Origin of the sequence: Flavihumibacter profundi, from assembly GCF_020076305.1 — a bacterium.
In the GTDB taxonomy this organism is placed as follows: Bacteria; Bacteroidota; Bacteroidia; order Chitinophagales; family Chitinophagaceae; genus Flavihumibacter; species Flavihumibacter profundi.
Genome location: NZ_JAIQXE010000001.1, coordinates 2,224,493 through 2,248,634 on the forward strand (window position 1 = coordinate 2,224,493; position 24,142 = coordinate 2,248,634).

The following is a 24,142-nucleotide window of genomic DNA, read 5'->3' on the forward strand; positions in this document are numbered from 1 at the left end:
TTTTCGTAATTTGCAATACTGTTTCACGAACCGTACCCCTAAAAATTTTGTATGAGCAAAGAAACCAGACGAACGGAAGCCCTGGAATACCATTCCAAGGGAAAGCCCGGAAAAATCGAAGTTGTTCCAACAAAAGAGGCTAAAACCCAACGTGATTTATCGCTTGCTTACAGTCCTGGTGTAGCCGAACCCTGCAAGGAAATTGCTGAAAATCGCGAAAACGTATATAAATATACTGCCAAGGGAAACCTGGTGGGAGTAATCACAAATGGGACAGCGGTACTCGGGCTGGGCGATATTGGTCCGGAAGCCAGCAAGCCGGTGATGGAAGGGAAAGGGGTACTGTTCAAGATTTTTGCAGATATAGATGTGTTTGATATAGAGGTAAATGAAAAAGACCCGGTAAAGTTTGTTGAAATTGTAAAAGCGCTTGAACCCACATTTGGTGGCATCAACCTTGAGGACATTAAAGCGCCGGAATGTTTTTATATAGAGCAGGAGCTCAAAAAGCACATGAACATTCCTGTTATGCACGACGACCAGCATGGAACTGCGATCATAAGTTCTGCTGCGCTGTTGAATGCGCTTGAGTTGCAAAAGAAAAAAATTGATAAAGTCCGGTTTGTGGTTAATGGCGCGGGAGCAGCTGCCATGGCCTGTATGAAGCTGTATGTTTCGCTGGGTGCACAGCATGAAAACTTTATTGTATTTGATAAGGAGGGTGTGCTGCATACCGGCCGTACCGATTTGGGTGAAGACAAATTACCATTTGCTGTTAAAGCTGCTGACTGGACACTTGCCAAAGCCATGAAAGATGCCGATGTGTTTTTAGGATTAAGTGTTGCCAATGTTGTCACTACGGAAATGGTACAATCGATGGGGAAACAGCCCATTGTTTTTGCAATGGCCAATCCTGATCCGGAAATCACCTATGAAACAGCGGTAGCAGCCAGGAAAGATATTATTATGGCAACGGGCCGCAGTGATTATCCCAACCAGGTGAACAATGTGCTGGGCTTCCCTTTTATATTCAGGGGTGCGCTGGATGTGCGGGCAAGGCAAATCAATGAAGCCATGAAACTGGCTGCGGTGCGTGCCCTTGCAGACCTTGCGAAGAGCCCGGTTCCAGAAATCGTAAACCTGGCCTATAATGAAAGGAATATCAGCTTCGGTCCCACTTATATCATTCCAAAGCCCCTGGATCCCCGTTTACTGGAAACTGTGGCGCCGGCGGTAGCCAGGGCTGCTATTGAAAGCGGGGTGGCTCAATCGACAATAACAGACTGGAATGCTTATGGTGCTGAGCTCAACCGCAGGCTCGGGCTGGACAACCAGTTGATGCGGGTTATTGGCAGCAAGGCAAGAAGCAACCCGAAACGACTGGTATTTGCGGAAGCGGACAACCTCAAAATCCTTAAAGTTGCCCAACTTGTTTTCGAGGAAGGTGTCGCATATCCTATCCTGCTAGGTGACGAGAAAAAAATCAATCGAATTGCCGAATTGAATAGTATTGACCTCAGCAGCATTCCAATTATTGATCCCCGGAGCGATGAGCAGGAGGAAAAAAGAAGGCAGTATGCACAACTGTTATTCCAGAAAAGGCAGCGAAAGGGCATGAATAAATACGAGTCATTCAAAATTATGAAAGACCGTAACTATTTTGGATGTATGATGGTGGAAACAGGCGATGCCGATGCAATGATATCGGGTTTAACAAGGAACTATGATGAAACCATCCGGCCGGCAATACAGGTAATCGGAACAGAAGAAGGGGTGAAAAAAATTGCAGGCATGTACCTGCTGCTCACCAAAAAAGGCCCGTTATTCCTGGCAGATACGACAGTGAATTTCAATCCAACAGCAGCAGAGCTCGCAGAAATCACTTTGATGGTAGCAAAAGAGGTAAGGAATTTCAACCTGGTACCGCGCATCGCGATGCTGAGCTATTCCAATTTCGGAAGCAATGCCTCACCAGAGGCCAGGCTGGTAGCAGATGCGCGCAGGATGGTAAAAGAACGCAACCCTTCCTTGATAGTGGATGGTGAAATGCAGGCCAGCGTTGCATTTAATAAGCAGGTATTAAAAGAGAATTACCCGTTCAGCGAGTTGGTTGACCAGGATGTAAATACCCTGATCTTCCCCAACCTTGCATCCGGTAACATAGCCTATAACCTGATGAAGGAAGTAGGAGGTGCTGATGCCATCGGGCCGATCCTACTCGGCATTAAAAAACCCGTGCATGTATTGCAGTTAGGCAGTTCAGTGCGGAGTATCTTTAACATGGCATTGATTGCAGTGATAGATGCCCAGATGAAATGCCATAAAACACCGGTAGATGATATAATCACCAAGTCAAAATGGTGGAAACGTTTCAAGAAGGTATCCCGGGATATGTAATGGAAGGGACACCAAATAATTTGTATTTTACGCAGTAAGCAGGAAAGCATGAAAATTTTTACGGAGTTTGGCAGGTATATACTTATGCTGAAAGGCATGTTCTCGAAGCCCGAGAACACTAAGGTATACTGGAAGGAATTTATGCACCAGTGCAGTGATATTGGAATCGGGTCACTGGGAATTGTGGTGATCATTTCATTTTTTATGGGCGCTGTGTCAACCCTGCAAACTGCCTACCAGCTGGTTAGCCCGGTGATTCCCAAATCGTCCATTGCACAGATTGTCCGGGATACTGTATTACTGGAATTTGCCCCCACACTGGTTTGTATCGTATTAGCAGGTGTGGTTGGCAGTAAGATTGCGAGTGAGCTGGGAAATATGCGGGTAAGCGAGCAGATTGATGCACTGGAGATCATGGGCATAAATACAAAAACATACCTGGTACTTCCTAAGATAGTGGCTGCGCTGATCGTTATACCCATGCTGGTGGTAATTTCTGCCGGTTTAGGCATTTGGGGCGGACGGATTGCAGGAACTGCGACGGGAATTTTATCTACAACTGATTTCGATAAAGGATTACTGAAGGCTTTCCTTCCGTATAATGTGTTTTTTGCTATGGTGAAAGCTTATGTATTTTCCTTTATTATCTCCAGTGTCCCGGCATTCTACGGATACTATGTAGAAGGAGGCGCACTTGAAATCGGCCGGGCCAGTACAAAATCAGTAGTGGTAAGCTGTGTATTGATTTTGTTTGCCGATTATGTATTGGCGGCCTTACTCCTTTAACCAGACACTATGATTGAGGTAAAAAATATTGTAAAAGGTTTTGGTGACAGGATTGTCATTAATGATGTCAGCGCGACCATGGAAGCGGGTAAATGCAACCTGATTATTGGCTCGAGCGGCAGTGGCAAAACTGTTTTCATGAAATGCCTGGTTGGCCTCTTTGAGCCCGACAGCGGACAGATATTATACGGCGGTGAAGACTTTACCAAAATGGATGACGAGCACAGGAAAGAGATCCGGAAAGAAATAGGTATGCTTTTCCAGGGGTCAGCCTTATTTGACAGTTTAAATGTTGAACAAAATGTGCAGTTCCCACTTGATATGTTTACCAACTGGACCCATGCAGAAAAAAGAAAAAGGGTAAATGAGGTACTTGACCGGGTAAACCTGGAAGGTGCCAATAAAAAATTTCCTTCAGAGATCAGTGGCGGGATGAAAAAAAGGGTGGGCATTGCGCGGGCAGTAGTATTGAACCCAAAATACCTGTTTTGCGATGAACCGAACTCAGGCCTAGATCCACAAACCTCACTGGTCATAGATAAGCTGATCAAGGACCTGACCCTTGAATTTAACATTACCACTGTGGTGAACACCCACGATATGAATAGCGTGATGGAAATCGGGGATAAAATAATTTACATGTACCAGGGCTGCAAGGAATGGGAAGGAAACAATAAGGAGATCATATTCAGTAAAAACCAACGCCTGAATGATTTTATTTTTGCTTCAGAATTCCTGAAAGATGCCAAGGACATGCGTATGCTGGAACAGGCCGGCAAGATTGATAATAACCGGAATATGGATGAGCTGATGAAATAATGGGCGGGCATTTGTTTTTCCACATTTTCCTTTAGTTTTGCCCCCGATCCGCCAATCCGGGGTATCTACAATAAAACCAATTCAAATGAGTGTTTTAGTCAACAGTCAATCTAAAATCCTGGTTCAGGGATTTACAGGAACAGAAGGTACATTCCATGCTACACAAATGCTGGATTATGGTACAAATGTAGTTGGTGGTGTTACTCCTGGCAAAGGCGGCTCTAGCCACCTGGATCGTCCTGTATTTAATACTGTTGCGGAAGCTGTCCAGGCAACCGGCGCCAATGTGTCGATCATTTTTGTACCGCCTGTATTTGCTGCAGATGCCATTATGGAAGCAGCTGATGCCGGGATTGACCTGGTAGTTTGTATTACCGAAGGCATCCCGGTCCAGGATATGGTAAAGGCAAAAAGTTTCCTGCAAGGTAAAAAGACCCGTTTGGTAGGACCAAACTGCCCGGGGGTGATAACTGCCGGCGAATGCAAAGTGGGCATTATGCCAGGTAATATATTCGTAAAAGGTTCAGTAGGTATAGTATCAAAAAGCGGTACCCTTACTTATGAAGCAGCTGATCAATTGGCAAAAGCAGGATTAGGCGTTACAACTGCCATAGGAATAGGTGGGGATCCGATCATCGGAACAACTACCAAAGAGGCTGTTGAGTTATTAATGAATGACCCGGCAACTGTGGCAATTGTTATGATTGGTGAAATTGGTGGTGGAATGGAAGCTGAGGCAGCACGTTGGATTAAGGACAATGGCAAAAAGCCAGTTGTTGGATTTATTGCCGGCCAGACAGCGCCTCCGGGCCGTCGTATGGGACATGCCGGTGCGATCATTGGCGGGGCAGATGATACCGCAGCCGCAAAAATGAAGATCATGGAGGAATGTGGTATCCATGTAGTGAAGAGTCCGGCTGATATTGGTAAACGTATGGCAGAAGTTATTAGCCTGTAAAGCAATTCACATACTATTTTAAAATGGCGCAATATATGCGCCATTTTTGCGTTTGGAGTGCTTTATTCCCCATAGAATTACATTTATAAGCCTTACTTTAATCCATTGCCCTGTTTAAACAAAAAATAATCAGAGTTAACCTCTGTATTATCTACTTGAACCAAAACAGCGGTATGAAAAAAATCTTTACGTTTTTATTTTCGATTATTTATTTAGTGGGAAAGACACAAACAGTCTCCTATTCAGAGTCATTTGGCACCAGTACAGGTGCAGCGCTCACTTATACCGGTTATACATCCTGGGGTTCACTGACATATGCAACATCATATCCTCCGGGAGGATCAGTTAATGTTGCGAATACTTCACCAAGGGCAGCAGGAACCGGATCCTATTTGATTGCCGACCCACAAAACCTGGCTTCTACATTTAAAGTATCCGGCATAGCAGTTCCAAGCAGCGCTTCCTTGTCCATGGGATTTTGGTTAGCCCGAAATACAAGACAGTCAACAATAAATATTACTGTATATGTTGGAGGAACTGCAACAGTGATAACAACCATGTCAGGGGCAAACGCACCTGACTGGCAATCTACATCACCAGGCGTTAAGACAGAAACATGGGCATATTATGCAACAAAAAATTTCACTACACCGGCAACGGCAAATGCAACCATTGATATTTTAATATCGTTTACTTCAGAACAAAACGGCAATAAAACATTAGCATTAGATGGCCTTGAAGTAGCTTCTTTCTCCGCCCTTCCCCTCACCTCCCGCAACTTCACCGCTGCACCGCGCAATGGCCAGGTTGACCTGAACTGGACAGGAGTGGCAACCAGCCTGAACGCATCATTTGAAGTGGAACGCAGTGCCGGTGGCAATAGCAAATTTGAAAAAATCACCACTATCGCGGTAAAAAATACCGGGGAGGCACAATACCAATACACAGACATCGCACCGGTTAAACCAGAGAGCCAATACCGCATAAAAATTATCGATGAAAACAGGCGTATATCTTACACCAGAACCCTGAAAGTAACCCTGGGCGGCCATTATTTTGCGTTGGACAACCTCTACCCCACTGTAGCACAGGGCCAAATAAACCTTGTGCTTAGTAATAGTATTTCAGGAAAAGCACAACTTGAATTTATTGACATAACCGGAAGACTTGTCCTTCAGGAAACCATATTCGTTACAGAAGGCAGCCAGCATTACCCGGTAAATATCGATCGATTATCAAAAGGAAGTTTCACCCTGTTAATTAAAAATGGCAATGAGGTTATAACCAGGCGATTCATCAAACAGTAATAACTTATTCACGCTGAATATAAGCCGCCCCGCAAAGGGCGGCTTTTTTATCCATAAAACGTTAAAGTAAAGAGATGCTTTTTACCGCTTATGCAATTTCAACCTTTCCTGCATCTACCATCTGTATCCTTTTTGATAACTTGTATTAAAATGAACTTTATGCGCATGAATTGTAGATTCCTCCTGCTTTGTCTGAGCAGTTTTTATATACTCTTACCAGCAACATTATCTGCCCAAACGATAAAACCAGCCAATTATACCCAGTGGTGGAAAAAGATCGATTCCCTAACCCAACAGAAAGGCTTATACCGATCTGCCTTAACCGAAATTAAAGCACTGTATAAAAAAGCAGTGACCGAAAAGCAGGAGGCACAACAGGTCAAGGCATTGGTTTACAGGCTGGAAATACAGGAGCAATTGGAAGAATTTAGCGACACCCTGGCCATCGCCGAGCTTAATAAAGCCGCGAACCAATCGAAAGGAGCCACAGGCGCCATCTTCCATACCTTGCTGGCAGATTATTATAAAAATTATTTCGACCAGCACAGCTGGGAAATAATGGGACAGGCCACTACAAGAAATTATACTAAAGAGAATATCCGTTCCTGGGGTGCAGCCGATTTCCATGCAGCCATCAGTAGCGAATTCAATGCCGCATTAAAGGAGGAGGCATTATTAAAAACCACTTCATTAACTGTTTACGACCCAGTAATAGTAAAAGGGAATGCCCGAAATTTAAGGCCGTTTTTATATGACCTGCTGGCCTGGAAAGCCCTGGAATATTATGCGGAAGACAATGCCAACCAGGCCAGGGCAGCTGACGCCTATACTTTTAATAACCCTGACCTGTTTTTGCCTGCAGCAGGATTCGTGCAGCATAAGTTTAAAACAACTGACGCGAATGATTACCGGTACAAGGTCCTCCTTTTGTACCAGTCATTGATCCGGTTTCATTTAAAAGACAAGAATACAGAAGCATTGCTTGATGCAGACCTGAACCGGTTACGTTATATGCAGGAAAACGGCGTAATGCCTGGCAAAACAGCTGCTTACCGGAAAGCACTTGAAGAATTTATACAGCATTTTACAGGAACTGCCGGTGCAGACCAGGCCAACTACCTTTTAGCAAAGTCATATGCAGAACAGGATCAAGCCGACTACAGGAAAGTGGTAGCCATCTGCTCATCAGTTTTTGCTACAAAAAATGAAACTGAAGGATACGCCAACTGCTATAACCTGCTACAGGAAACGAAGCAGCCTTCCTTGGAACTGACTACAGAGAAAGTAAACCTGCCTGACCAGCCTTTCAGGAGCTTGCTAAGCTGGCGGAATCTGCCTGGCGTGCATTTCAGGCTGATCAAAATAACAGAAGCACTACGCAAACAATTATCAGATCGCGGCAATTATTTTGATTCTGCCCAATGGCGGGCGCTGATGCAGGAAAAATCAATCCGCACCTGGGAACAAGCACTTCCTGCCAGTGATGATTATGCGCAACACCGCACGGAGGTTAAGGTTGACGCTTTGCCCGTCGGGGAATACCTGTTGCTTGCAGCCAGTAAGGATCGTTTAAACCTTGGCGATACTTATATTGCTGCCGCGCATTTCTATGTTTCCTCCATTAGTTTTGTAAACAGCGGGAACGATTATTTCCTTTTGCATCGCGAAACAGGAGAGCCGCTGAAAAAAGCCAGCGTGCAGGTATGGTACAGGAAATACAATTACGACAGCCGCAGGCATGAAAACCAGAAAGGCGGCCTTTACCAAACTAACGACCAGGGATACCTTGGTTTACCCGACCCGGCAGAATCAAGAAACCTTCGACTTGATATTAGTTATAAAGAGGACCACCTTTTCCTGGATGATGAGGTATACCAATATGTATATAATCCGCGTGCAGATAAAAATCCCGATACCATGGCCTTCGAAGCCAAACATGCCCGGGTATACTTTTTCACCGACAGAAGTATTTACCGGCCTGGGCAAACACTCCATTTCAAGGGGATCGCAGTAACCAAAGGCGCTATGGGCAAAAGAAGCAAAGCATACAGCGGGCAAAACGCTGTTGTTATTTTGTATAATGCCAACGGGGAAAAAATCGATTCGCTGGAATTAACCACCAACAATTACGGTTCTTACAATGGCATTTTTAAACTGCCGGAAACAGGGCTGACAGGCAGTTTCCGGCTGGAAGACCGGCTCTTAAACGGCAGTACTGGTTTTAGGGTGGAAGATTACAAACGTCCCAAATTCTTTGTGGAATACCTGCCCCAGAAAGGAAGTTACCGGGTAAACGACAGCGTAACTGTAAAGGGCTTTGCGAAGGCCTATGCCGGCAATGCAATTAACAGCGCCAATATAACTTACAGGGTTACCCGAATTGCGCGGTTCCTGTATCCATGGCGGTATGAATGGAAACCCATCACCCGGGGCAGCAGGCAGGAAATAAGCAATGGGCGGTTGACCACTGCAGCAGATGGAAGTTTTTCGATCAGCTTCCTGGCCATTCCGGATGAGCAACTGGACAAAAAAACAGACCCGGTTTTTGATTACGAAGTAACTGCGGATGTGACCGACCTGAATGGGGAAACGCGGAGTGCCATCACCATTATCCCGGTTTCATACAAAGCATTACAGGTGCAGGTTTCCACTGCTGAGCAAATGATGGCATCAGAAAGCTTTAAGCAGGTCATAGTAAAGACCCGGAACATTAGTGGTGAATTTGAAGCCGCCAATGTACAACTGGAACTCAGGCCGCTGCAATCACCCGGCAGGTTGGTGCGGAGCCGATTCTGGCAACAGCCTGACCTCTATGCCATCCCAGAGGCTGAGTTTTTAAAATGGTTTCCGCATGATGAGTATCGCCACGAAAGTGATCCATCCACCTGGCCGGCAGGTGCTGTGGTTTGGAAAATCAAGGGAATGAGTACCGCATCGGGACAGGTGGCTGCTAACCTGGAAAACCCGGTGGCAGGATGGTACCAGGTCACTGCTACTGCACTTGACCGTTATGGCGATACGGTGAAGGATGTAACCAGGATATTCCTGTACGACAGAAATGCAAAACAATTGCCCGTACCCTCCTATTTAACAGCAATACAGGACAGGCAAAGCCTGCAACCCGGGGAAACAGGAACTGTGACAATTGGGAGCAGCGCAGGCCGCCTTATTATAATCCAGCAAAAAGAGGCAGCGGCTGAAGATGGTGAGGCCGACAGCAAACAGCCCTTCTCAGAGAAATTCAAAATACTTAGCCTTGACAATAGCCTGCTAAATCAATCTTTTACAGCAACAGAAGCGGATCGTGGCGGGGTAGGCTTTTTGCATTTTTTTGTAAAAGACAATCGTTTCTACCTGGTTCAGAATGGATTTGCAATACCCTGGCTGAATAAGGAACTGGATATCCGGGTAAATACCTATCGCGATAAAACCCTGCCGGGCAGTGAAGAAAAATGGACCATTAGCATTAAAGGAAATAAAGGTGAAAAAGTAGCTGCTGAATTACTGACCAGTATGTATGATGCTTCGCTGGATCAGTTTGCACCGCACAAATGGAACCAGCCTTCCATCTGGCCACTGTATTGGAACCGGGAAAACTGGCGTGGCAATATTTGTTTTGCTTTAGCCGGTTCAGAAAATAATGCACCTGAATTGAAAGTAATTGAAGTCGTAGAAAAAGACTATGATGAGTTGATTGCCTTTTCCAATGCTTATGCATCGGGGAGAAGGTATTATAAGAAAGGGCAGATAGTAATGGCTGCGCCGATGGCTGCTGAATCAGTTATGGACGAAGTCATAACTGTAAAAAGGAATTTGACCGGTAGCGTACAATCCAAAAAGAAAGCGGAAAATATCGAAGGTCAACCAGAACAAAAAAATACTCCAACTGCAAATTTAACCACCCGCAAAGATTTCCGCGAAACTGCATTCTTCTTACCGCAACTCCAGTCAGATACGAACGGCAACTACAGCTTCAGTTTTACAATGCCTGAAGCCCTCACCACCTGGAAATGGCAGTTACTGGCGCATACCCCAGACCTGGCGATGGGATCGCTCCAGAAGAATATCATCACGCAAAAGGAACTGATGGTCCAGCCCAATATGCCGCGCTTTTTAAGAGAAGGAGACAGGATGGAAATCACGACCAAAATTGTGAACCTTTCCAATGCTGAAATGACGGGACAGGCAGAGCTGCAACTGATTGATGCTACTACCAACCAACCAATGGATGGGTGGTTCAATAATTTCTTCCCCAACCAGTATTTTACGGTCGCACCAGGCAGCAGCGAACTGGTGAAATTCCCGGTAGAAGTTCCCTACCTGTTTGACAAAGTGCTGACCTGGAAGATCATTGCCCGTTCCGGCAATTACAGTGATGGCGAGGAGGCCGCGCTACCAGTATTGAGTAACCGACAACTGGTCACAGAGTCAATGCCTTTCTTTATCAATGGCAGCGGCACAAAAAATTACGACTTTAAAAAACTATCGGAAAGCGGCGAAAGCGAAAGCCTCAGTCACCGCGCACTGACCGTTGAGTTCACCGCAAACCCGGCCTGGTATGCGGTTCAGGCCCTGCCCTACCTTGCCGATTACCCTTATGAATGCGCGGAACAAAGTTTCAACCGTTTGTATGGCAACCTGCTGGCGGCCAGTATTGTGGACCGCCTACCGAAAATAAAATCCATCCTTGAAAAATGGGAAAGTCCCGATACCAGCGCATTATTAAGCAACCTGCAGAAAAACTCCGAACTCAAACAAGTACTGCTGGAAGAAACCCCCTGGGTACTGGAGGCCAAATCAGAAACGGAACAAAAAAGGCAGATCGCCCAATTGTTCAACCTGGTTCAACTGGCGAAGAACAGGCAAAAAATAGCCGGGCAGTTGCTCGAACTGCAAACCCCCAATGGCGGATTCAGCTGGTTTAAAGGTGGTCCGGATGATCGTTATATTACCCAATACATTGTGACCGGCATCGGCCACCTGAAGCAATCAGGCGCCATCCCCAAAGACCTGCCACAATTAAATATCATTACAGAAAAGGCACTGCCCTACCTAGATGCCCGCATCAAAGAAGACTATGATAAACGCGACAAAAAATCAAAACAGACTGCCAATCTCAATTATTATGCAGTGCAGTACTATTATATGCGGAGTTTCTTTCCCGAAAAAGTCATACCAGCGCAATACCTTCCTGCAGTTAACCATTACCGCAAGGAGATACAACAAAACTGGATCAGGGGAAACCGGATGGCAAAAGGAATGATCGCACTGGCTTTATTCCGGACAGGAGATAAAACTACTGCGGGGAACATCCTGCAATCACTGGAACAATCAGCCATCACCAGTGAAGAAATGGGCATGTACTGGAAAGATAATACTGCAGGCTATTACTGGCAGGACGCGCCGATTGAAACCCAGGCGCTGCTCATCGAAGCTTTTAGTATTATCAGGGGAAATGATAAAATCACCGGGGCGTTAAAAGCGTGGTTGCTGCGCAATAAACAAAGCAACAACTGGAGATCAACAAAAGCGACTGCTGATGCCTGTTATGCATTATTATTAAACGGTGATAACTGGCTGGAAGCAGAACCCCTGGTAAGCGTGCAACTTGGCACAATAACCACAGTGAGGGCCGATGCCGCAGAAGCTGGCACAGGATATTATAAGAAACAAATCCCTGGTACAGGTGTATTCCCAGAAATGGGGAAAATAAAAGTAACCGTGGAACAACCGAATGCAGCCTCCCGGCAATTGCCCGTTTGGGGAGCTGTTTACTGGCAATATTTTGAAAACCTGGAAAAAATAACCCCGGCTGCATCACCGCTCCGGATCAAAAAAATTGTGATGGTTGAGCGAGCCACCAAAACTGGTCCAGTGTCAGAACCTGTCATCGAAGGGCAGCCCCTTGCAGTTGGTGATAAACTGAAAGTGAGGTTGGAGCTAACCTCAGACCGTGCCATGGAATATGTACACCTGAAAGATATGCGGGCAAGTGCTTTAGAACCGGTGAATGTATTGAGTAGTTACAAATGGCAGGGCGGACTAGGTTATTATGAAAGTACCCGCGATGCAAGCACCAATTTCTTCATCAGTTACCTGCCCAAAGGAACTTATGTCATGGAATATGCTTTGTTTGTTTCACATACAGGGGTTTTCAGTAATGGTATAAGTACCGTGCAGTGTATGTATGCACCGGAATTCACCAGTCATTCTGAAGGCATAAAAATTACGGTGGAGTAAGATCAGTAAGGATGAGATGAATTAATTTGCACGCGCATGGTAAAAACGGATACAATAATTATTGGCCAGGGATTATGCGGAACATGGCTGAGCTGGTGGTTGGACCAACTGGGACATGATTTTATTGTAATAGACAATGATCGTCCCCAAAGTTCATCGCGCATAGCTTCGGGTGTTATCAACCCTGTAACAGGAAGGGCGATAGCGGAAACCTGGATGGCAGATCAATTACTGCAATTCTGCCTTGAAAACTATACCGCCTTTGGAGATAGCCTGGGCATCCATTGTATCGAAACCGTGGATATACTGCATAGTTTTCCAACAGCGCAAATGCGGGATGCCTTCGATAAAAGGTTGCCGCAGTTGCCGGCCTATCTCACCAAACCAGAAGACAATGGTAATTGGGAGAATTATTTCCACCTGCCATTTGGCCTGGGCATTATCTATCCCGCCCTGCTGATAGACCTGAACCTTATATTGAGCAGATGGCAAAAAAAATTAAGGGACCATCACAAATTACATATAGAAACATTTGATCGCAGTGTGCTTGACTTATCCGGTGGCAAAGTGGTGTACAAAGATTTTATGGCTAACCGGATTATTTTCTGTGATGGCTATGCCAGTATGCAAAACCCCTTGTTTAACCGGCTTCCCTTTGCTGCCAATAAAGGCGAGGCTTTGCTGCTGAAAATAGCTGACTTACCGGCCACGCATATTTATAAAAGAGGATTATCCCTTGTACCTTTTCCCCATGCAGGCGAGCGCAGTGATACCCAGTATTTCTGGGCAGGTTCAACCTATGATAATGAGTTTACGGATGAGGGGCCAACTGAAGCATTCCGGAAAAAAACGGAACAACAAATTAGCAATTGGTTGAAATTACCATTTACGGTAGTTGATCATTGGGCTGCCATCAGGCCGGCAACCATTGAAAGGAGGCCTTTTGCGGGCATGCATCCTGTGCATGAACAGGTTGGCATTCTCAACGGTACGGGAACCAAGGGGTGTTCCCTGGCGCCCTGGTTTGGAAAGCAGCTGGCAGAGCACCTGGTTAATGGGGCTGAAATTCATGCTGAGGCAAGCCTGGAGCGATTTTCCAGAATCTTATCGGTATGATTCCGGAAGCATTAAAAAGCCGTTTAAAAACCTATTTTTGCCGGGCAATGGCTCTCCTTCGGGAAGCAGATGATTTAAAATTTTTTTATGTTGTAAATGGCAAGCACCCGCATGTATTCCATCCCGGAAAAATTCCGGAAAATTGAAAACCTCCACATTTTATTCTGGTTAATTAAGGACATGAGTTGGGCCATGTTGTGGAAACCCCTGGGAATTCTCATGATCATTCCCACTTTAACCGTAGCCTTGCTGATAACCTGGCAAACGAGAAAGCTCAAATCAGAATTGTACCATAACCTTGCGGTCGCTTTCTGGATCATTGCCAACTGTTACTGGATGAGTGTTGAGTTTTTGGAAGCGCCGGATTATTACCGCTATTTCGCTGCAATACCATTTACAATAGGATTTCTTTTCATTGCCTCTTACTATATATTCATCCGGCCAACGGAAGAGAAAAACCAGAAAACAGTAACCATTAGCATTGATGTACCAGAGGACACACTGCATTTGTCTAATACCTGATAAGTTTATCCCCCACGGTAATGACGCCGTAGCCATTATGCAACAGGTTTTGCCCGAATAAAACTTTATTATTTTGCGAACGATAAGTGGCAAGGGTCCTTAAGGGATCCTTGCCTGCTTCAGCAGTATCCTGGTTGATGGTGGTAATTATGCACCGTGCACAAGGTTTTACACAGGCAAACCGCATATTATTAATTTCAAATCCGCCCATTTCATCTTCTTCATAAGGCAACCCGCCGGTAAAGACCAGGTTAGGCCTGAAGCGGTTCATGGGAACCGGGGATTGAAGCCTTTCATTCAAATCATCTAAAGAAGGTTGCCCGATCAATAACATCGGAAAGGCATCCGAGAAACTGGTCAACTCTTTTTCTTTTGCATAATTAGAATCCACTTCACGGTGCGAATCATCGGGCATATATACCAGGCGGCAATTCAGTCCTAATAAATCCGAGAACCAGTTATTGATTTGTCCATCGGCCACACAGGCTAAACAACTATCCTCCCAGATAATAACAGGCTTGGTTTCGCCGCTATTCCATTCAAACGGAATATCCAGGGAAAGCGAAAGGTTATGCTTGTGCGAAACTGTCAATCCTGCTGGTTTTATCGCAACTTGTAGCAGCGCCATTTTCGGGATTTCGCGCTGCGATAAGAAAACCCCATTTTCGTTGACAAGCATCCAGCGCCGGTCGTATTGCAACCCGCGATCTGTGACCCTCGCCTGCTGAACAGAAATGCCACCCAGGGATTTAATGGGATAGATAAATATTTCGCTGATCCGAAGCATTTTCAAAAGTAACTGATTCGTACCGTTTCCTGTTGCTGTACATTTATATCAGCAAGTTTAAACTATGAAGCCTAATATCACCATTGAATACTGCCCTAAATGCCATTGGCTGCTGCGGGCCGCCTATATGGCGCAGGAGTTACTGACCACTTTTGAAAGCGACCTTAAATCAGTTGCGCTTGAACCCAGTGCGGAAAGCGGGAAATATGCCATCAGCATTAACGGCAGGGTGATTTTTGACCGGAAGGCAAATGGTGGTTTTGAAGATATAAAGGTCATTAAACAATTGGTAAGGGATGTGGTCAATCCACAGAAAAGCCTGGGCCATTCAGACCGGCAATAATGGCAACCAACAATTTACAAGGCGTGGTTTTTTGCGGTGGTGAAAGCCAAAGAATGGGGAGTGACAAAGGCATGTTGCAAACCGATACAGGAACATGGGTCCAAAACAGCGTAGCTCTTTTGTCATTGTGTGCTTTACCTGTGATTATTTCTGTAAACCCGCAACAGGTAACACAATATGCTGAAATTTTTCCACGGGAGATGCTGGTTGAAGATAATTCCCGGTTTAATATGCGCGGGCCGGTTTGCGGGTTGCTGAGTGTGCATGAAAAATATGCCGGTAAAGACCTGCTCATACTGGCTTGCGATATGCCCTTAATGAATAAGGATGTTATACAAAACCTTATCGACAGTTATACAATAAACCAAGGGTATGAAGGCTATGTTTTTATTCACGACAACAAACCTGAACCGCTGTGCGCAATTTATTGCAGCAAGGCACTAAAGCGCATAGCCGATCAGGTTAATTCAGCAAAACTCATTGTAAAAAGTATGAAGTACCTGATCAGCCAGATGAACTGTTTTTATTTAAATATCCCTGGAGAAATGCTTGACTGTTTCCGCAACATGAATTCACCAGATGATTTAGCCGGAATGTAAATAAAACATTTACTATGCAGCCAAACTATTCACCAGTATCTGGTATGGGTCCTGCCTCAATAAATCTGCCATAGCATAATACAATTCCGGTAATTCATGCCGCAGCTTAACCGGGTTTTCGAAAAATACTTCCACACTAACTGCCCAGAACTCATGGTAATTAGTCGCCGCATAGTCGCCCAATATAGTCTTGCGGCCCCTTTGCATATCCTGGTAAACAGGCCTTGCCACTTTTGAGTATTGGTGGAACTCTTTCTTGAAGTGCTTATCCTCGTCGGTTTTGGTAATGAAGTTTACATATGCCAGTGCATGTGCCATTTCGTGCAGGCCAACATTGCTGCTGTCCTGTGCACTCCTGATCCCCTGCAGGAAATTATCCCAGGAAAGGTAAATACCGGAAGCATCTACATGGCCCATAAATGGGAGTGAATAATAGCCATAATGGTAGTCATGCTGCAACACATAGATATCGCGGAAATAATTGAGGGAGAAATTTTCAAGTCCGAGTGTCAGCTGCGCTGCAGTAGCACTTATGAGAATAGGCATCTCATCGGTCTTTTCAACACCTACATAATGAAATTTCTTGGACCTGTAGAAAAGGTATGCGCGGAACAGCCACTTATGCTGTATATCAAGGTCAACTTTGTTAAAATACCTGATATTGGAAGAAATGATCGAACGAAAATAAGTCTCGTGTTGCTCAAATCCCTTCCGGTGGCGGTAGAGTAAATACTTTTGCAGGCGTACATGCAGTACATCGAATGTAAAGATGGTACAGAACACCAGCAAACAAATGAATACGATTTCCATAAGGTCTTCTTTTGTGGTAAGAAAATCGGGGCACTGTTAATGCTGGTTAGACACAGTTATGGATACACATAGGTCTTTCGGGGAGGAGATTGTACGGATTAAAACCTGAGGGTAGAAACGGGTATAAATAAATTCAACAGCAATATAAAAAGACAATTTGGATTGTGCAATGGTTTCGTGTTTTTTCACGCAATTTTAGTATAATTACTAAGGTCTGAAGCGTTTAACATATTGTTTTTTAATGCACTATATTATCTATTGGTTTGTCTTTCAGGCATCAGTAATTAGTTTACCTTTGCCCCTCATTTAAAGGACCGAAAACAAGCATTGCTATGTATAGAACGCATACCTGCGGAGAATTAAGAGCAGAACATTGTACGCAACAGGTTACCCTTGCAGGTTGGGTACAAACAGTAAGGAAATTTGGCAGCATCACCTTTGTGGACCTCCGCGACCGTTATGGTATTACCCAGTTGTTATTTGGGGAGGCCCTCAACCAGGAACTCGATATGCAACCACTCGGGAGGGAATTCGTTATACAGGCAACAGGCAAAGTTGTGGAGCGCAGCAATAAGAATGCAAACATTCCCACTGGGGATATTGAAATAGAAGTAAGCGCATTTACCATATTAAATAAGGCAGCGACTCCGCCATTTACCATCCAGGATGATACTGATGGTGGAGATGATCTGCGGATGAAATACCGGTACCTCGATTTGCGTCGCAACGCCGTAAAGAAAAACCTGGAATTGCGTTATGCAGTGAACCGCTCAGCCAGGAATTACCTGCATGAAAATAATTTCATGGATATTGAAACCCCCTTCCTGATTAAGTCTACACCGGAAGGTGCGCGTGATTTCGTAGTGCCATCCCGCATGAACCCGGGCCAGTTTTATGCATTACCCCAGAGTCCGCAAACTTTTAAGCAATTGCTGATGGTCAGCGGGTATGACCGTTACTACCAGATCGTAAAATGTTTCCGGGATGAAGACCTTCGTGCAGACAGGCAGCCGGAGTTTACGCAAATTGACTGTGAAATGAGCTTTGTATCCCAGGAAGACATCCTGAATATGTTTGAAGGTTTGATCAAGCGAATTTTCAAAGACGTAAAAGATATTGATTATACGGAGCAGGTTGAAAGGATGACCTGGAATGATGCTATGCTGCGTTTTGGTAACGACAAACCTGATATCCGGTTTGGCATGGAACTGGTAAACCTCAAAACGGTTTTTGAAGGCCAGACCGGCAACCTCGCTGCCCAGGCCATATTTGATGCAAGCGGTTTCAAAGTGTTTAATGACGCCGAAACTGTATTGGCAATAACTGTTCCGGGATGCAGTGAATACACCCGCAAACAAACGGATGAACTCATTGATTGGGTGAAACGCCCACAGATTGGCATGAACGGCCTGGTCTTTATCAAATGCAATACAGATGGCAGCTTCAAGAGCAGCGCAGACAAATTCTTTGACGAAGAGAAATTAAAAAACCTGGCAGCCCTTTGCAAAGCCTCAGAAGGCGACCTTATATTGTTGCTTGCCGGTCGCGAAGAACGCACCCGCAAAGCCACAAGCGAACTACGCCTCGAGATGGGCGAGAGACTGGGATTGCGCCGGAAGGATGAATTTAAACTCTTATGGGTACTTGACTTCCCGTTATTTGAATATGCCGAGGAAGATAACCGTTGGGTTGCCCGCCACCACCCCTTTACCTCGCCAAAGCCCGACCATATTTCCATAATGATTGACAACGACCCTGCCATCAGCAATGCTGCAGAATACCTCAGTCACCCATATGCGAATATCAAGGCAAACGCTTATGACATGGTATTAAACGGAAATGAAATTGGCGGTGGATCAATCCGGATTTTCCAGCGTGAACTGCAGGAAAAAATGTTTGATGCCCTTGGTATGAGCCGCGAGGAAGCCATGCACAAATTTGGTTTCCTGCTGGGAGCATTTGAGTATGGCGCGCCACCACATGGCGGACTTGCATTTGGTTTCGACCGTTTGTGCGCCATCCTTGGCGGAAGTGAAAGCATCCGTGACTTTATTGCCTTCCCAAAAAACAACAGTGGTCGCGATGTTATGCTGGATGCACCGGCCACTATAGACGAAAAACAACTGGTTGAACTAAGTATACGGTTACAGGTCCAATCTTAAAGCATATGAAAAATTTAGGTTTTTACAGGATACTCACATATATCTTATTTGTCATCGGTGGCTTTATGAGCCTGATGCTGCTCACTATGGTGCTGGCAGCCCTGGCCAACCCGATTTTATTACTACCGGTTTTTATGGTTGCCTGCGTGGTTATTTATACCTATAGCAGCTGGAGATTTCTAACTCGTGGTATTGATGCACATATGTATTGCAAGCCTTCCCTGCGTGACCTGGTAAAAGTGAATGGCTATGGCACCCTTGCATTTGCTGCTTTAACCGGTATTCAATCCCTTTCACTTATTATGAAACCCGCGATGCTGAGTGAGGTAATGGAACAGGCTATGTCTATGCAGAAAACATCTGTGGAAGGCATGGAAACCATGATGATGAACTTCATGCAATTCCTGCTGCGTTTCCTGCTGGTATATAGTATTATGCTGCTTGTTCACGTATATATGAGTTTCCGGTTAATCCGCCAGCATGCAGATGCTTTCCAGATTCCGGCTGATCCTGAAGGCTAGTATTAAAATAAGCTGTATATTAGAAAAACGAGTTGCTTGCCTCATTTGTGAGGCAAACAACTCGTTTTTCTATTTTATAACACACGCTTATGATAAACAGGACTGTATTCAGTGATTACTGTATGATCCCCGATTCCTGGGATGAAATGTGTGCCGGCGGGGATATCCGTCCGCAATACCAGCAGGTTTTTGAAACGCTGAACCAGTTATCAGCCGCCACTTTGGCCGGCAAAGACCAGCTGGCCAGCGAACTCTTCCTTAACCAGGGAATTACCTTCACAGTGTACAGTGACAATGAAGGGATAGAACGGATATTTCCCTTTGATATCATTCCCAGGATTATTACCGGCAGCGAATGGGGCCATATTGAAGCGGGCATCAGCCAAAGGCTGAAAGCCCTGAACCTGTTCCTGAAAGACATTTACTCTACACAACAGATCCTGAAAGACAATGTCATTCCTGCTGAACTGATCGCATCCTGCCCGCAGTATGCCCGTGAAGTATTCGGTATAAAAGTTCCATATGATATTTTTGTCCATATTTCAGGCATTGACCTGATCAGGGGCAATGATGGCACTTATTATGTGCTGGAAGATAACCTGCGTACACCATCGGGCGTTTCATATATGCTGGAAAACCGTGAGGTGACCAAGCGCCTGTTTCCCGACCTCCTTACGGCTAACCAGGTAAAAATGGTGAATAATTACCCACTTGAATTATACCATATATTAGTTTCACTGGCGCCAAGGCAACTTGCAAATCCGACGGTGGTCCTGTTAACGCCCGGTGTATTCAATTCAGCTTATTACGAGCATACCTTCCTGGCCCGCACTATGGGTATACCATTGGTAGAAGGCCGCGACCTGATGGTAGACAACCATAAAGTCTACATGAAAACAACAATGGGCCTGCAGCAGGTGGATGTCATCTACAGGCGGATTGATGATGAATATATGGATCCGCTGGTATTCAGGCCCGACAGTGCATTGGGCATACCTGGCATACTTGGCGCATACCGGAAAGGAAATGTAGCCCTGGTAAATGCCATCGGTAACGGGGTTGCGGATGACAAGGCAGTGTATGCATATGTGCCGGCCATGATCAGGTACTACCTGAACGAGGAACCTATATTGCCGAATGTGCCCACATACCAAATGGCAGATACGGATGCCCGTGAGTACACCTTTAAAAATATCCACCAGATGGTGATCAAGAGAACCAACCAGTCAGGTGGTTATGGTATGCTGATGGGAAATAGTGCCACCGATGAAGAAATTGCTTCCATGTTCAAAGCAGTAATTGAAGATCCACGGAACTTTATTGCCCAGCCCATCATCAAACTATCCACATCCCCCTGCTTCCTGAATAACCGTTTTGAACCCAGGCATGTCGACCTTCGTCCATTTGCCCTATGCGGACCAGAGGGTATAAAAATCGTACCCGGGGGGTTAACAAGGGTGGCCCTTCGCGAAGGATCACTGGTAGTGAACTCTTCACAGGGTGGCGGCAGTAAAGACACCTGGATACTGAACAACGGATAACCTAACATTGACTATTACACGAAATTTATGCTAAGTAGAATTGCTGATTCATTATTCTGGCTGAACAGGTACCTCGAGAGAACCGATGCCATATTACGCACCCTGCATACCAATTACACTTTATCACTGGATAAGGGGGAATACAACCAGGTACACTGGCGGCAATTGTCGGCCATGTTCAGTTCAGCGGAGGAACATAAAAGGGAATACCTCGAGCAGCACCCGCTGGAGTTATTACAACACCTTATATACGACACTGCAAATACCAATGCGATCAGGGCAATGGTTATAAAGGCCAGGGAAAATGCCCGGGGCGCGCAGGATCATATTACCAAGGAGGTTTGGGAACAGGTGAACCAGGTATACCACCTGATCAATAATCCCCTGCTGCAGCAAAGGATCATGCGCAATGACGCTTTATCTGTCTTAGAACAGCTGGGAACTCAACTGATCCATTTTAATGGGGTGGCAGACAGTACTATGCCCCGGAATATGGGATGGAATTTCATGACCCTTGGAAAATTCATCGAACGTTGTATTATAACCCTTGAATTATCAGACCGCAACTTTGCGGAAACCGGTTATGAACTGCAAAACTCAAGGGATGTGTTGTACTGGAGGAACCTGCTTTTATCCTTATCCGGTTATGAACTGCACCTGAAAAATTACCGTAATCCAAACCACAACCAGAACGTGGCCGACCAGGTTTTATTCAATAAGCAATTTACCCGCTCTGTTATCTATTGCCTGGACCGGATCGGGTTTTACCTGCAAAAAGTTGTGCAGACCAATCAAAGCGAGGAGGCCCTCAGCCTGCTGAAAAACTTTGGCCGCCTGCATAGTAAAGTAGAATTTGCTGATATGAATATGTTGCGTGAAAAAGGCATTCAGTCTTATCTTCATGAGGTGAAAACAGACCTTTATTATTTTAATCACCATCTCAGTCATTTATTTTTCTCCTACGCTTAAGTTGCCATATGCCCACTTTCAGGATACATCATATTACCAGCTACGAATACGACCGTCCCGTTACGGAAAGCGTGAACGAAATACGCATCTTCCCCTACCAATGTGAAGAACAGGAGGTCCTGCACCAGGAGTTGCTTATTACCGGGCAACCCGAATTATTAATTTTCAATGATTATTGGGGAAACAAATCCGCTATTTTTAACCTGCCCGCACCACATAAGGAGCTTGTAATTGAAAGCAACCTGGTTGTGCGGACTACCATGGATGCCGACCGAAGGCTCAATTTCAATACCGGTTTTGAAAGCCTTCACGCCGAAACACAACAAAATATTTCCCTCCTTGAATTAACCAAGGCAGAACCTATTATAAACCAGGATGCCATTGATGACATCGTCAGGCAAATCTACCAGCCATGGAAAAGTGTAGCGGCTACTGTACAGGACTGTTGCCAGTATATATTCCAACATTTCAGTTATATAAAAGGAATTACCGATATAGAGACTACAGTAGATGAGATCCTGGAATTCAAATCGGGGGTTTGCCAGGATTTTGCACATGTAATGCTGCAGGTGCTAAAGACCCTGAAGATTCCCAGTCGCTATGTAAGCGGCTATATCTGCCCAAATAAAAATGGCCTTCGCGGTGAAGGCGCCACCCATGCCTGGGTGGAAAGCTGGATACCTGGTTACGGCTGGGCGGGGATAGACCCGACGAACAATATCTGGGTAACCAATACCCATGTAAAACTTGCCGTAGGCCGCAATTTCACAGACTGCTCCCCTGTTAAAGGAACATTCAAAGGTCCGGCTATCCAACGCTTATTTGTACTGGTATCCATAGGATACGAAGATGGCCACCATTTTGAAGAACGCAACCTGGTTACACTGCCCGTCAGCCAGGAAGCCAATGCCCGGCCATTGCATCAGGATGAAATTGCCATGCAGCAGTAAGCGGCCACCAGCTACAGCATATTTCAATAGCTTTGTGCTTTAAGCACTACGTATGCCAACACCACTTGCAGAAAGGCTCCGACCGGCTTCACTGGATGATTTAACCGGGCAGGAACACCTGACCGGGAAAGGAAGCATTTTAAGGAAAGCAATAGAACAGGGAGTAGTGCCCTCAATGATTCTTTGGGGCCCGCCCGGTGTAGGCAAAACCACTATTGCCAATATCATTGCGCATACGTTAGATACCCCGTTTTACACCTTAAGTGCCATATCATCGGGTGTAAAAGACCTGAGGGAAGTCATTGAAGCAGCACGCAGCCAGGAAAAAGCCATATTATTTATAGATGAGATTCACAGGTTCAACAAATCCCAACAGGATGCATTATTGGGTGCTGTTGAAAAAGGAACCATTACCCTGATCGGCGCTACTACTGAGAATCCCTCCTTCGAGGTGAACAGTGCCCTGCTCAGCAGGTGCCAGGTATATGTATTAAAACCCCTCGATGAAAAGGACCTGCAAAACCTGTTGCGCCAGGCCATTGAAAAAGACGAATGGCTCAAAAAACAGTCAATAGAACTGAAAGAGACTGAAGCACTGATCCGTATTTCAGGTGGGGATGCCCGTAAGTTGCTGAACCTGCTGGAACTGGTGGTACAATCGGCCGGGAAGAAACCACCCATTATAATAACAGATGAACAGGTAATGCAGGTAGCCCAGCAAAAAGTGGCGATGTACGACAAACTAGGCGAACAGCATTATGATATCATTTCTGCATTTATTAAATCCATGCGGGGCAGTGACCCAAATGCTGCAGTATACTGGCTGGCAAGGATGATTGCCGGTGGTGAGGATGTAAAATTCATTGCCCGCCGGATGGTCATACTAGCCAGCGAGGATATAGGCAATGCGAACCCGAATGCCATTTTGCTGGCCAATGCCTGTTTTGATGCCGTTAATAAAATAGGGCATCCTGAAGCCAGGATCATATTGTCGCAATGCGCAATTTACCTGGCCACTTCGCCAAAAAGCAATGCCAGTTACCTGGCCATTGACGAAGCCCTTGCCCTGGTGAAACAAACAGGTGACTTACCGGTGCCTTTAAATATCCGTAATGCCCCAACACAATTGATGAAGAACCTTAATTATAGTAAAGGTTACCAGTACTCGCATGATTATGAACTTAATTTTTCTGCACAGGAATACCTTCCTGCCGAAATAAGCGGACATGCATTTTTTAAACCCGGCAGGAATGCGAGGGAAGAAGAACTCCGGAAATTTTTACAGCTCCGGTGGAAGGAAAAATATGGGTATTGA

The 24,142-nt window shown here is 45.4% G+C and carries 18 protein-coding genes; 16 read left to right on the forward strand and 2 right to left on the reverse strand.

Annotation, left to right across the window (positions count from 1 at the left end; translation table 11 throughout):
- The first annotated feature begins 51 nt into the window (after positions 1 to 51).
- The 8 genes from LAQ65_RS21270 (at position 52) to LAQ65_RS09640 (ending at position 14,145) form a co-directional block, all read left to right on the forward strand.
- Positions 52 to 2,397, forward strand: a complete 2,346-nt coding sequence (locus LAQ65_RS21270) for an NADP-dependent malic enzyme (RefSeq protein ID WP_224116735.1) — start codon at positions 52 to 54, stop codon at positions 2,395 to 2,397.
- Positions 2,398 to 2,445: 48 nt separating this feature from the next.
- A complete protein-coding gene (locus LAQ65_RS09610; RefSeq protein ID WP_224116736.1) occupies positions 2,446 to 3,183 on the forward strand; it encodes an MlaE family ABC transporter permease in 738 nt (245 codons plus the stop codon).
- A gap of 9 nt (positions 3,184 to 3,192) precedes the next feature.
- A complete protein-coding gene (locus tag LAQ65_RS09615; protein WP_224116737.1) occupies positions 3,193 to 4,002 on the forward strand; it encodes an ABC transporter ATP-binding protein in 810 nt (269 codons plus the stop codon).
- A gap of 85 nt (positions 4,003 to 4,087) precedes the next feature.
- Complete coding sequence (sucD, locus tag LAQ65_RS09620; protein WP_224116738.1) at positions 4,088 to 4,960, forward strand: succinate--CoA ligase subunit alpha; 873 nt, start codon at positions 4,088 to 4,090, stop codon at positions 4,958 to 4,960.
- Positions 4,961 to 5,133: 173 nt separating this feature from the next.
- Positions 5,134 to 6,267: a T9SS type A sorting domain-containing protein gene (locus LAQ65_RS09625; RefSeq protein WP_224116739.1), complete on the forward strand. Its 1,134-nt coding sequence runs from the start codon at positions 5,134 to 5,136 to the stop codon at positions 6,265 to 6,267.
- Positions 6,268 to 6,432: 165 nt separating this feature from the next.
- Positions 6,433 to 12,507 (forward strand): alpha-2-macroglobulin family protein, encoded by a 6,075-nt coding sequence (locus tag LAQ65_RS09630; RefSeq protein WP_224116740.1) that lies wholly within the window; start codon positions 6,433 to 6,435, stop codon positions 12,505 to 12,507.
- A gap of 36 nt (positions 12,508 to 12,543) precedes the next feature.
- Positions 12,544 to 13,623 carry an NAD(P)/FAD-dependent oxidoreductase gene (locus LAQ65_RS09635; protein ID WP_224116741.1) on the forward strand — a complete coding sequence of 360 codons (1,080 nt, stop codon included), beginning with the start codon at positions 12,544 to 12,546 and terminating at the stop codon, positions 13,621 to 13,623.
- Positions 13,624 to 13,719: 96 nt separating this feature from the next.
- Positions 13,720 to 14,145 (forward strand): hypothetical protein, encoded by a 426-nt coding sequence (locus tag LAQ65_RS09640; protein WP_224116742.1) that lies wholly within the window; start codon positions 13,720 to 13,722, stop codon positions 14,143 to 14,145.
- Here the strand turns inward: LAQ65_RS09640 and LAQ65_RS09645 are convergent.
- A complete protein-coding gene (locus LAQ65_RS09645) occupies positions 14,135 to 14,932 on the reverse strand; it encodes an MOSC domain-containing protein (RefSeq protein ID WP_224116743.1) in 798 nt (265 codons plus the stop codon). The genes LAQ65_RS09640 and LAQ65_RS09645 overlap by 11 nt on opposite strands.
- 64 nt (positions 14,933 to 14,996) lie before the next feature.
- Between LAQ65_RS09645 and LAQ65_RS09650 the strand changes: the two genes are divergently transcribed.
- Positions 14,997 to 15,275, forward strand: coding sequence for a SelT/SelW/SelH family protein (locus tag LAQ65_RS09650; protein WP_224116744.1), 279 nt, complete (start codon positions 14,997 to 14,999; stop codon positions 15,273 to 15,275).
- Entirely contained in the window at positions 15,275 to 15,874 is a 600-nt protein-coding gene (locus tag LAQ65_RS09655; protein ID WP_224116745.1) for a molybdenum cofactor guanylyltransferase, read from the forward strand. The genes LAQ65_RS09650 and LAQ65_RS09655 overlap by 1 nt, the downstream gene beginning before the upstream one ends.
- A 12-nt stretch (positions 15,875 to 15,886) precedes the next feature.
- On the opposite strand, the gene LAQ65_RS09660 is transcribed toward LAQ65_RS09655, so the two are convergent.
- Positions 15,887 to 16,684 (reverse strand): zinc-dependent peptidase, encoded by a 798-nt coding sequence (locus LAQ65_RS09660; RefSeq protein ID WP_224116746.1) that lies wholly within the window; start codon positions 16,682 to 16,684, stop codon positions 15,887 to 15,889.
- 332 nt (positions 16,685 to 17,016) lie between these two features.
- Here LAQ65_RS09660 and aspS point away from each other — a divergent pair, with 332 nt between their 5' ends.
- From aspS to LAQ65_RS09690, 6 genes are all read left to right on the forward strand, one after another.
- Positions 17,017 to 18,846: an aspartate--tRNA ligase gene (aspS, locus tag LAQ65_RS09665; RefSeq protein WP_224116747.1), complete on the forward strand. Its 1,830-nt coding sequence runs from the start codon at positions 17,017 to 17,019 to the stop codon at positions 18,844 to 18,846.
- A 5-nt stretch (positions 18,847 to 18,851) separates the two neighbouring features.
- Positions 18,852 to 19,367 (forward strand): hypothetical protein, encoded by a 516-nt coding sequence (locus LAQ65_RS09670; protein ID WP_224116748.1) that lies wholly within the window; start codon positions 18,852 to 18,854, stop codon positions 19,365 to 19,367.
- 89 nt (positions 19,368 to 19,456) lie between these two features.
- Positions 19,457 to 20,908, forward strand: coding sequence for a circularly permuted type 2 ATP-grasp protein (locus LAQ65_RS09675; protein ID WP_224116749.1), 1,452 nt, complete (start codon positions 19,457 to 19,459; stop codon positions 20,906 to 20,908).
- Positions 20,909 to 20,935: 27 nt separating this feature from the next.
- Complete coding sequence (locus LAQ65_RS09680) at positions 20,936 to 21,877, forward strand: alpha-E domain-containing protein (RefSeq protein WP_224116750.1); 942 nt, start codon at positions 20,936 to 20,938, stop codon at positions 21,875 to 21,877.
- An 8-nt stretch (positions 21,878 to 21,885) separates the two neighbouring features.
- Positions 21,886 to 22,827, forward strand: a complete 942-nt coding sequence (locus LAQ65_RS09685) for a transglutaminase family protein (RefSeq protein WP_224116751.1) — start codon at positions 21,886 to 21,888, stop codon at positions 22,825 to 22,827.
- A gap of 52 nt (positions 22,828 to 22,879) precedes the next feature.
- Complete coding sequence (locus tag LAQ65_RS09690) at positions 22,880 to 24,142, forward strand: replication-associated recombination protein A (RefSeq protein WP_224116752.1); 1,263 nt, start codon at positions 22,880 to 22,882, stop codon at positions 24,140 to 24,142.

Coding starts and splice junctions, on each gene's coding strand:
- LAQ65_RS09680 (WP_224116750.1), top strand. CDS start 20,936: ATGCTAAGTAGAATTGCTGATTCATTATTCTGGCTGAACAGGTACCTC.
- LAQ65_RS09660 (WP_224116746.1), bottom strand. CDS start 16,684: ATGGAAATCGTATTCATTTGTTTGCTGGTGTTCTGTACCATCTTTACA.
- LAQ65_RS21270 (WP_224116735.1), top strand. CDS start 52: ATGAGCAAAGAAACCAGACGAACGGAAGCCCTGGAATACCATTCCAAG.
- LAQ65_RS09640 (WP_224116742.1), top strand. CDS start 13,720: ATGGCAAGCACCCGCATGTATTCCATCCCGGAAAAATTCCGGAAAATT.
- LAQ65_RS09670 (WP_224116748.1), top strand. CDS start 18,852: ATGAAAAATTTAGGTTTTTACAGGATACTCACATATATCTTATTTGTC.
- LAQ65_RS09655 (WP_224116745.1), top strand. CDS start 15,275: ATGGCAACCAACAATTTACAAGGCGTGGTTTTTTGCGGTGGTGAAAGC.
- LAQ65_RS09650 (WP_224116744.1), top strand. CDS start 14,997: ATGAAGCCTAATATCACCATTGAATACTGCCCTAAATGCCATTGGCTG.
- LAQ65_RS09645 (WP_224116743.1), bottom strand. CDS start 14,932: ATGCTTCGGATCAGCGAAATATTTATCTATCCCATTAAATCCCTGGGT.
- LAQ65_RS09615 (WP_224116737.1), top strand. CDS start 3,193: ATGATTGAGGTAAAAAATATTGTAAAAGGTTTTGGTGACAGGATTGTC.
- LAQ65_RS09685 (WP_224116751.1), top strand. CDS start 21,886: ATGCCCACTTTCAGGATACATCATATTACCAGCTACGAATACGACCGT.
- LAQ65_RS09610 (WP_224116736.1), top strand. CDS start 2,446: ATGAAAATTTTTACGGAGTTTGGCAGGTATATACTTATGCTGAAAGGC.
- LAQ65_RS09635 (WP_224116741.1), top strand. CDS start 12,544: ATGGTAAAAACGGATACAATAATTATTGGCCAGGGATTATGCGGAACA.
- LAQ65_RS09630 (WP_224116740.1), top strand. CDS start 6,433: ATGAATTGTAGATTCCTCCTGCTTTGTCTGAGCAGTTTTTATATACTC.
- sucD (WP_224116738.1), top strand. CDS start 4,088: ATGAGTGTTTTAGTCAACAGTCAATCTAAAATCCTGGTTCAGGGATTT.
- LAQ65_RS09690 (WP_224116752.1), top strand. CDS start 22,880: ATGCCAACACCACTTGCAGAAAGGCTCCGACCGGCTTCACTGGATGAT.
- LAQ65_RS09625 (WP_224116739.1), top strand. CDS start 5,134: ATGAAAAAAATCTTTACGTTTTTATTTTCGATTATTTATTTAGTGGGA.
- aspS (WP_224116747.1), top strand. CDS start 17,017: ATGTATAGAACGCATACCTGCGGAGAATTAAGAGCAGAACATTGTACG.
- LAQ65_RS09675 (WP_224116749.1), top strand. CDS start 19,457: ATGATAAACAGGACTGTATTCAGTGATTACTGTATGATCCCCGATTCC.